Consider the following 9481-nt stretch of genomic DNA (forward strand, 5'->3'; position numbering starts at 1 on the left):
AGTCTTCCAAGTAATTTTTGAAAAACTATAAGGGGAGCCTGTGAAGGCTCCCTTTTTTGTTATTCGCAGATAGAGTATTGTCAGGAGGGGCACCATGAAAGAAGCAAAGAAAATAGAAGGAAGCAACATTTTCCTACAGGAGTGTATTACGGAAATTGAGAAGGCGGTGGATTTGGACAGTATCACCGTGGAGCGGGCGGCGTTCGGGCTCTTTTTCTCCGGGGTGAAGCTTTCCACAGGTCATGGAGGTCTATGCTTTACGCCGGTGAAGGAGATTCCGGAGGCCGTGTGCTGTCCCAGCTCTGCGAAGGCTATGCCCTTTTCCGGAAAGCTGAAAGGGAGAGGGGTTAGAGCTTATCTTGAGGATATTTTCTCGGAGAATATCCTAAGAAGGACTTTGGGAATCGCTGCCTTAAATGCGCTCAGTACTCTGGTGTGGGAAAAGACAGAGCATTCGGGATATGAGCTTTTGCTTGGTGCGGATGCCTTTGATGAAATTGATGTAAAGAAGTATCGGAAATCCGTAGTGGTGGGGGCATTAGTGCCTATAATCCGAAAGCTTATGCAGGAAAATGCGGATTTTCACATTTTGGAAAAGGACAGCAGAACCTTAAAGGAGCGGGAAATGCCCTATTACCTTCCTCCGGAGAGGGCGGGAGAATGCGTGCCGGAGGCAGATTTGCTGGTGATTACCGGAGTAACGATTTTGAATGATACCTTGCCGGGGATTTTGGCTATGGCGAAAAAGGATGCGGAAATTTTAGTGGTGGGCCCTACCGCAAGCATGCTTCCGGACTGCCTCTTTTCTAAAGGCGTTACGATGCTTGGGGGAATTCAGGTGACGAAGGCGGATGAGCTTTTGGATATCATCAGTGAGGGAGGCTCCGGCTATCATTTCTTCGGAAAATATGCGGAACGAACCGTGCTTCGTCGAAGATAAGGCATAGGAAAATCGCGCTTCGTAGAAGATAAAGCATAGGAAAATCGTGCTTACTTTTAAAATTTTACAAAACTCTTAAAAGGATATACTTTTTTGCGTATTTTTGATAAACTGCTAGGGCAACTTGTCGGTTTTCGGTAGGAAAAGAGTGCAATAGTGCCGAGTTCCGCTTTGTAAAAGCTTTAGGAGGAAAGGAAGAGTATGAAGAAAAAGATTTATCCTATTATCGCCCTGTCATTTGCCATCATGATGAGTGCTTGTGGCGGTAAGAAAGCAGCAGAGCCCAGCAGTGTAGAGAAGGAAGAGACAGAGAAGGCAACAAGAGAAGTAACAGAAAAGGAAACGGAAGAGGAAACCGAGAAGGAAGAAGCTTCCGATGCCAAGGATCTCATTGTTCCCGGTTATGCATTGGGAGAGATTCCCGCAATTCCCGCAGTGGAGATTAACGGTCTTGGAATTTTTGAAAATCCTGCAGCGAAGATTACTATGGACAAGACAGAAGCCTTAAGTTCCGTTCCCGGTATCACCGTTACCCCTGTAAAGTTGGAGAATGACCAGATTTTCCGTGGAAACAGTGTGATGCAGCTGGGAGAAGGAGGAGCCGGTCAGATGAGTGCCGACGGTCTTACCGTACAGACAGACGGTGACGGTTCCGGACAGTACGTGGATGCAGAAAGAGGGATTACCATCCAGAGAAATACCGACGGTTCCGGACAGTATGTGGATGAGCAGAAGGGAATCACCTTACAGGTGAATTCTGACGGTACCGGACAGTATTCCGATGATGGGCAGGGCATTACCCTCCAGGTTAGCGAAGGTGGTAATGGAATCTTCACAGACACGAAGAAGGAAATTACCATGATGGTCAGCGATGATTCCAGCAGCTATACCCAGGGCTCTATTGATATTGATGTAAAGCCGGATGGAAGCGGAAGCTACTATAACAGTGAAACCGGTTTAAGCATTAAAAATAATGGACAGGGGAAGGCAGTGATTACTCTTGGCAATGACGAAAAGACCGTAGATGCCAAGCCTTTGGAGAAGCCTACAAAGCTGCCAAAGCTTTCCATGGTTCCCGCAGTACCAAGTCTGGAGGCCAACAGCCTTTTGATTACTCTGGATTCCGGTGTGCTTTTCGATGTGGATAAGTATGATATTCGTCCGGATGCGGAGAAGATTTTAAACGATTTGGCAACAGTATTAAAGGAAGGGGGAATTACAGCCTTCCAGATTGACGGACATACCGACTCCATGGATACGGATGAACACAATCAGGTGCTTTCCGAGAATCGTGCAAATTCCGTAAAGAGCTATTTGGCATCTCAGGGCGTGACTGCGGAAATCACCACCCACGGTTACGGAGAAAGCCGTCCTGTTGCCACCAATGATACCGCAGAGGGAAGACAGCAGAACAGACGTGTAGAGATTATTGTTCCTACCGCATAAAAGAATAGGATTAAAAGTAAATTTGCTGGAAAGCCAAATTACTCGAAAGCCAAATTACTAGAAAGCCAAATTACTCGAAAGCCAAATTACTTTAAACCTAAATTGCTTTAAAGACAAATGAAATTAAAGATGTAAAGAACCTGAAATGCAGCACCGGGAGTTTCCCATTAGGGAATTCGGATTGTTGCAGGAAGCTAAAGCTGCCATGGTTTTTTACATCTTTTTTTATTCTGCATAGGTGTGCTGGGGAAGGTACGGGAGAGTTTCTTTTAAGGACAAGGGTGGAGTAACTTAGGATAACCGGTAAAAACATATAGCTTTATCCTTGTAAATAAGAAGGATTCATTTTCATACTATTGAGAATATCAATAAGTCTTTAGATTTATCAGAATTATAAATATCTAACAAAAAAGCAATTTATACTATTGATAAAATTGGTGAAAAAGTATAATAATAAAGAAGGAGAAATAAAAATATTATTATAAAATACTGCTTTGATTTCTAAAAACCGACATTTTTCCTAATTGCACAGAAGATATTGGAAAGAAGAAAGAGAAACAGTACAGAAGGAGGAGAAAAGTGAAAAAGAACTTGGCAAAGTTGCTTCCTCTACTGCTTTTATCGGTAAGTCTGGTGGCTTGCGGTGGAAGCAAGGCGGAAGACAAGGGAACGGGAGCATCTACAGAAAAAGCGCAGGAGCAGAACGCTTCTTCCGATGGGGAGAATAAGGCAGAGGCAAATACTTCCGGACAGAAGGACAGCTTCACCTATATCATTGACGGTGACCCGGGAAATACCCTGAACCCTTTAACGGCAGATGACCGTTACACTCTTATGACCTGTCATGCAGCCTATGCTCCGGCTTATCATATCTATGGAGACGGAACTGTGGATTATATTCTGGCGGAGAGCATGACGGCTTCTGAAGACGGACTTACTTTGACGATGAAGCTGAAGCCGGATTTAAAGTGGAGTGATGGGGAGGCATTAACAGCCGATGACATTGTTTTTACCTATGACACCATCAACAGTCTGTCAAAGAATCTTTATATCGGGGACCAGCCTATAAAAGTGGAGAAACAGGATGATTTAAGCGTTCTTTTTAAGCTCCCCTCTGTTTCCGCAAGTGCCATGGAGATGCTTTCCGACGAGGTGAGCATTATCCCTAAGCATATCTTTGAAGGCAAGGAGAATACGGATGTTTCCTTATTAGAAGATAAGGTGGTAGGTGCAGGCCCCTATGTTTTGGAAGAGTATAAGACCGGTGAGTATTTAAAGTTTAAGGCCAACCCCAACTATGCCAAGGGAAAGCCTTATATTGATACCTTGATTTATCGGGTAATTGACAAGGGAGATACCGCTACCCTGGCTATGCAAAACGGTGAGGCGGAGGCTATGGTATTGTCTCCGGATATGATTGAGCCCTATTTGGAAAATGATGCTTTTACCCTTTACAACTATAGTGAAGGTCGTGTGCCCTATATCCGTTTGAACACCGCCTCCGACAATATGCAGGATAAGACCTACCGTTCCGGCATTTTCCATGCCTTAAACAGAGAGGAAATCATGAAGGCGGCTTACGGAGATCCGGATTACTATCATTTAGGCTATTCCTTCCTGCCCTATGATAACCAGTTCTATACTGAGGATGTGGAGAAGTGGGATCAGGATTTAGAAAAGGCTAAGGAAGAGGTAAAGAACGGACCAAAAAAGCTGACCTTACTCTACCCTGCCAATACGCCTATTTTGGAAAGAGAAGCTTTGGCGATTCAGGCAGAATGTAAGGCTGTGGGTGTGGATGTGGAATTGGCAAGTCTTGCGGATGCGGCTTACTACAAAGCTACCAAGGACTTGGAGAACAAAGACTATGATATTTTCCTGGGAGGCTATGTAATGGGCTCCGACCCGGATACCTTCTCCATCCTTTTCTCCACGGAGAAGGACAATAACATGAACTACCACAATGCGGAAATCGACAAGCTGTTCAGAGAAGGAAACAGCACTTTGGATTTGGAGAAGCGTAAAGAAATTTATAACAAGGTACAGCGTTTGGTAACGGAAGAGGCTATTTACTATCCTCTGGGCACCAATTTAAGAACACTGGTTACCAAGAAGGATGTGGATCCGGAAGAAGCCCAGCTTGTGCCTATCTACACCTTTGGAGATTTATCCAAGCTGAAGTTTAAATAAATGTTAAGTAGAAACGAGGCAGTAAAATGGCATTTTATATCGGGAGAAGAGTTCTACAAAGTATTCCCCTGCTCCTATTGATTACCCTTTTGTCCTTTGGACTTATGAATTTGGTTCCCTATGATGCGGTGGATTCTATAGCCAATTCCAAGATGACGGAGGCGCAAAGGGAAGAAAAAAGAGAGGAATACGGCTTAAATGATCCCATGCCAGTGCAGTATTTTCGATGGCTGAAAAATATTCTAAGGGGAGAGTTCGGCAACTCTCTCCTTAGTCATACCCGGATTATGGATGATCTACGGATACGAATTCCCAACACTATCCTTTTGGTTCTTCCCTCCTACCTTACCGCCTACTTTTTGGCTATGGCGGTAGGGCTTTACAGTGCCAGCCAAAAGGGAAAATGGCAGGATAAGCTTTTAGACAGCTTTTCCACCATAGGTCTTGCAGTGCCCAGCTTCTGGATTGCCTTGGTGCTGATCTATTTTTTTGGCTATCATTGGAAGTTTTTTCCGTTACTGGGAATGCATACCATTGGGAAGGAAAGGGATATTCCGGACTTTCTTCATCATCTTTTTCTTCCTTATTGTGTATTGGTGCTTGCTTTTTTTCCGGATTTAATGCGCTATGTTCGTTCTTCCGCATTGTCTGAATTAAGGCAGGACTATGTTTTGGTACAAAGAGCTTTTGGTGCAAGTAAGAGGGAAATTCTTTTTCATCATGTGGCAAGAAATGTCTGTCTGCCTATGATCAGTAAGCTGGGAATGTCTCTACCCTTACTGGTGACGGGGGCGGTGATTACGGAGTCCGTTTTTTCCTGGCCCGGGATAGGTCTTTATTTTGTGAAAGCGGTGGATGCGCTGGATTATCCTATTGTGATGGCGATTTTGCTTTTATCCGGTACCTTGGTAATTCTGGGAAATTTGCTCTCGGATATTTTGTATTGTTTGATTGACCCGAGAATTTCACTTTGGAAGAAGGAAGGATAAGAAAATGCAAGCTAACAGAGGTAAAGCCTTTATTAATAGAATTCTAAGCCATCCCCATAGAGTTTTAGCCAGTATCTTTTTAATAGGCTTCAGTATTTTGGCCTTGATCTTACCCCTTCTGCCCTTGGATCCTGAGGGATTGGATGTGATTCATAGTCTGGCAAAGCCCTCTATACAACACTTTTTCGGAACGGATGAGGTGGGCAGAGATTATTTTGCCAGGGTTCTCTACGGGGGAAGAGTTTCTTTAATGGTCGGCTTTTTGTCTATGGCTATGAGTATCGGCCTGGGTGTCATGATTGGACTTCTTTCCGGATATTTCGGAGGCGTGGTGGACTTCTTCTTTATGCGCCTTGTGGACGTTCTTTCCTCCATCCCCTGGATGATCTTGGTGATGGTTTTCGGTATGGTTTTTGGAAGAGGTCTGCTTTCTCTTGTTATGGTCATAGGGCTATTAAGCTGGATGGAAACAGCAAGAATCATCCGAGGAGAGGTTTTAAGCCTGAAGGAGCGGGAATATGTGCTCTATGCCCGTTTTCTGGGAATTTTTCCCTTGCGAATCCTTTTTAGCCATATTTTCCCCGGAATTCTTCCCACTATTATCACGGCATCCACTGCGGCTATAGCTTCCTCCATTATGGTGGAGAGCGCATTAAGCTTCTTGGGACGAGGGGTTACCGCTCCTATGTCCAGCTGGGGAAGCCTTTTACAGAACGCCCAGAAATTTCTGCAAAAAGCGCCTCACATGGCGATTCTTCCGGGAATTTTGATTATTATAACGGTTTTGTCTTTCCATCAATGGGGAGAGGCACTTAGGGAATCGCTTCTCTTAGAAAGGGAGTAGAAGATGCTTTTGGAAATTGAGAATTTGCAGGTGGAAATACCCTATGGGAAAATGAAGGTCTATCCGGTTTCCGACGTCAGCTTTTCTCTGGAAGAGGGGGAGGTTTTGGGAATTATCGGAGAGTCCGGAAGCGGAAAATCCATGGCTATGAAAGCCATTATGGGATTACTGCCGGAAAAAGCAAAAGCTTCTGCCCGGAAGCTTTCGTTTCAAGATTTGGATTTACGAAATCTGACGGAAAAGGAATATCTGCCTCTTAGAGGGAGCCGTATGGCTATGATTTTTCAAGATCCTATGACGGCACTGAATCCTTTGATTCCCATCGGAGAACAGTTGAGAGAGATTTTTGAACGACAAAGGAAGAGGGGAAGAGATCCTTATGGAGGAGATTCTTATGGAAGAGGTTCTTATGGAAGAGATTCTCATGCAAAGGATTCTCATATAAAGGATTCTAAAGAAAGGGCAATAGCGCTGTTGGCTTCAGTGGGTATTCCCAATCCGGAGGAAAAATATAAGCAATACCCCCATGAGTTTTCCGGCGGTATGCGGCAAAGAGTCCTGATTGCCATGGCCTTATCCTGTTCTCCCCCACTGCTGATTGCGGATGAGCCTACCACGGCTCTAGATGTGACCCTGCAGGCTCAGATTTTGGATTTGCTTTTGGAAGGGGTAAAAGCAAGAAATACAAGCTTGATTTTGATTAGCCATGACCTATCTTTGGTGAAGGAACGCTGTAAACGCATTCTGATTTTATACGGAGGGAAGGTGATGGAGGAGGGAACGGTGGAAGAGATTTTCCGGGAACCCAAACATCCTTATACCAAAGCTCTTTTAGCGGCTATACCCAGTATGGAAAAGGATAAGGAAGAGGCACTGGTGGCCATTGAGGGGAATCCGCCCTCGATTTTAAAGGAATTTACCCGTTGTCCTTTTTATGAACGGTGCAAGGAAAGGATAGATGCCTGTCAGGATGCCTTACAGGAGGAAGCAAGGCTTTCCGAAAGCCACAGGGTTTTCTGTCACAAAGTTTCTTCCGGAGAGAAAATATAAAACCATCTAAAAATGTAGTTAAGAATAGAAAGAAGATTAGGGAGAAAAATGAAAGAAAAGGAGCTTATTCTTTCTGCCAGAGGAATAGAAAAGGTATTTTATCAAAGGGACTTTTGGGGAAGAAAAAAGATAGCTACCCATGCGGTGCAGGGGGTGGATTTGGATCTATATAAGGGAGAATGCTATGGCCTGGTGGGAGAGTCCGGCTGTGGAAAAAGTACCCTTGGTCGTTGCCTTTTAGGATTACTACAGAGAACGGCAGGGGAAGTCTATTTTCATGGACAGGAAATCAAAAGGAATGATCCAAAGGCTCTACGAGAAATGCAGGATAAGATGCAGATTATCTTTCAGGATCCCTATTCTTCCTTAAATCCCCATTGGACTGTAGAGGAAATTCTACGGGAGCCCTTACGACGCCTAAAACTCTCCCGTACAGAAGAAGAGGCAAAGATAAAGAAGGCTTTGGAAAGAGTATCTTTGGCCGAAGCGGATAGAAGAAAGATGCCCTATGCCTTTTCCGGAGGGCAAAGACAAAGAATCGGCATTGCCAGAGCCCTGATTGTAGAACCGGAAATTATCCTTTGCGATGAGCCGATCTCCGCCTTGGATGTGTCCATACAGGCTCAGATAGTAAACCTTTTAAAGGATTTACAAAAGGAGCTGGGGCTTAGCTATATTTTTACGGCTCATGACCTGGCCATGGTTCGCTATATCAGTGATAGAATCGGGGTAATGCAGGAAGGAAAAATCGTAGAAGAAGGAGACTGTGAAAGTATTTTTCAAAATCCTCAAAAAGAATACACCCGGACCCTGCTTTCGGCAGTTCCCGGGTGGAGTAGAAAGGAAGGATAAAAGGACGTTGGGCTTCAAGCCTTCCTTTGCAGAGAAAACTTAGAATGTATCTCGATTAACAAATTTTAGTCGGCAAACTCGGTGTGGGCTACCTTCCATTTTCTGATGGCAATACCGAGCCAAAAGCTGTAAATTCCCAAAGTGATAATGCAAAGCAGGAACCACTTAATCCACTGAAGAAAGAGGTTGGTGGCTTTACCGGTAAAACGAAGGCGATGCCCGTTGATGACGGTGTGGGAAATTTCCCAGTTATAAATCATGCAAAGAGCCCAAGGAAAGCAAATTCCAAAGGTACATACCGTGATAAGGCTTCCTAACAGTGCCCATCCGATAAGCTGCAATAAACCGCCGTCAAAATAAGATTCTCCCATAAATACTCCTTTTCTTTAAAAACGTAAAATACTCCTAAATTATAAAGAAAATAAGAAAAAAAGCAAGCTCCGATTTTATGCAAAGACTGCATGGTAGGGAACTTGCTTTTTAGAGTATCTTATTCTTAAAGACTCACTTTTAGGCGGCTTTTTTATCCATTCTTTTTCTCTAACTGCTTACTGATGGCAGTGGCGCAGGCGATGTCACCAATTACATTGACGGTGGTGGCCCCCATATCTGCCAGAGTATTTACGGAAATATAAACCCCTAGGATTTGGTTGACGGGAAGTCCTGCCATGGGAGCCAGGGCGGCAAAGGCGGCAATAGCTCCTCCCGGTACGCCCGGAGTTCCGATACTAAGCAAAGTATTGGCTGCCAAAACCGTAATCATGGTATCCAGCGTTAGGGGAATGCCCAAGGCGGCGGCAAAGAAACTGATCATAAAGGACATCAGAATACTAACCGCATCCATGTTAATGGTGGCTCCCAGAGGCAGCGTTAAGGAGGCTATCTCCTCAGGAACATCCAAGGACTCCACCGCACATTCAATAGAAAGGGGGAGAGTGGCATTGGAAGAACAGGTGGAAAATGCATTTAAGCTGGCCGGCGCAATAGAGCTAAAGAATTTGCCCACAGGGATTTTTCCGACCAGGCGTACGATACCGCCGTATACAATCAGGGCATAAAGGGCAAAAGTAATGTATAAGGCCAGCATAACCTGTCCCAGCTGAAGAACTGTCTTGATGCCGTTGCTGTACATTACCGTAGCCATACAGGCAAAAACACCGATGGGGGTAA

Annotated in this window: 9 protein-coding genes; 7 read left to right on the top strand and 2 right to left on the bottom strand. The window is 44.6% G+C overall.

The features are described from left to right. Positions 1–94: 94 nt before the first annotated feature. The 7 genes from ACO4PX_RS05890 (at position 95) to ACO4PX_RS05920 (ending at position 8311) form a co-directional block, all read left to right on the top strand. Positions 95–940 carry a Rossmann-like domain-containing protein gene (locus tag ACO4PX_RS05890; RefSeq protein WP_455023805.1) on the top strand — a complete coding sequence of 282 codons (846 nt, stop codon included), beginning with the start codon at positions 95–97 and terminating at the stop codon, positions 938–940. 201 nt (positions 941–1141) lie between these two features. Continuing rightward, positions 1142–2386 (top strand): OmpA family protein, encoded by a 1245-nt coding sequence (locus tag ACO4PX_RS05895; protein WP_315365643.1) that lies wholly within the window; start codon positions 1142–1144, stop codon positions 2384–2386. A gap of 579 nt (positions 2387–2965) precedes the next feature. Next, positions 2966–4576, top strand: coding sequence for an ABC transporter substrate-binding protein (locus ACO4PX_RS05900; RefSeq protein WP_485571967.1), 1611 nt, complete (start codon positions 2966–2968; stop codon positions 4574–4576). A 26-nt stretch (positions 4577–4602) separates the two neighbouring features. Continuing rightward, positions 4603–5565 carry an ABC transporter permease gene (locus ACO4PX_RS05905; RefSeq protein ID WP_485571968.1) on the top strand — a complete coding sequence of 321 codons (963 nt, stop codon included), beginning with the start codon at positions 4603–4605 and terminating at the stop codon, positions 5563–5565. A gap of 4 nt (positions 5566–5569) precedes the next feature. Next, positions 5570–6409 carry an ABC transporter permease gene (locus ACO4PX_RS05910; RefSeq protein WP_485571969.1) on the top strand — a complete coding sequence of 280 codons (840 nt, stop codon included), beginning with the start codon at positions 5570–5572 and terminating at the stop codon, positions 6407–6409. Positions 6410–6412: 3 nt separating this feature from the next. Then, positions 6413–7459, top strand: a complete 1047-nt coding sequence (locus tag ACO4PX_RS05915; protein ID WP_485541188.1) for an ABC transporter ATP-binding protein — start codon at positions 6413–6415, stop codon at positions 7457–7459. Positions 7460–7507: 48 nt separating this feature from the next. After that, a complete protein-coding gene (locus ACO4PX_RS05920) occupies positions 7508–8311 on the top strand; it encodes an ATP-binding cassette domain-containing protein (protein WP_485541189.1) in 804 nt (267 codons plus the stop codon). Between the two features lie 65 nt (positions 8312–8376). Here the strand turns inward: ACO4PX_RS05920 and ACO4PX_RS05925 are convergent, their stop codons facing one another. Both ACO4PX_RS05925 and ACO4PX_RS05930 read right to left on the bottom strand, forming a co-directional pair. Further along, a complete protein-coding gene (locus ACO4PX_RS05925; RefSeq protein WP_485541190.1) occupies positions 8377–8682 on the bottom strand; it encodes a DUF898 family protein in 306 nt (101 codons plus the stop codon). Between the two features lie 152 nt (positions 8683–8834). Next, positions 8835–9481 (bottom strand): dicarboxylate/amino acid:cation symporter (locus ACO4PX_RS05930; protein ID WP_485571970.1); only part of this gene is annotated, 647 nt, incomplete at its 5' end.

Source organism: Oribacterium sp., assembly GCF_057249185.1.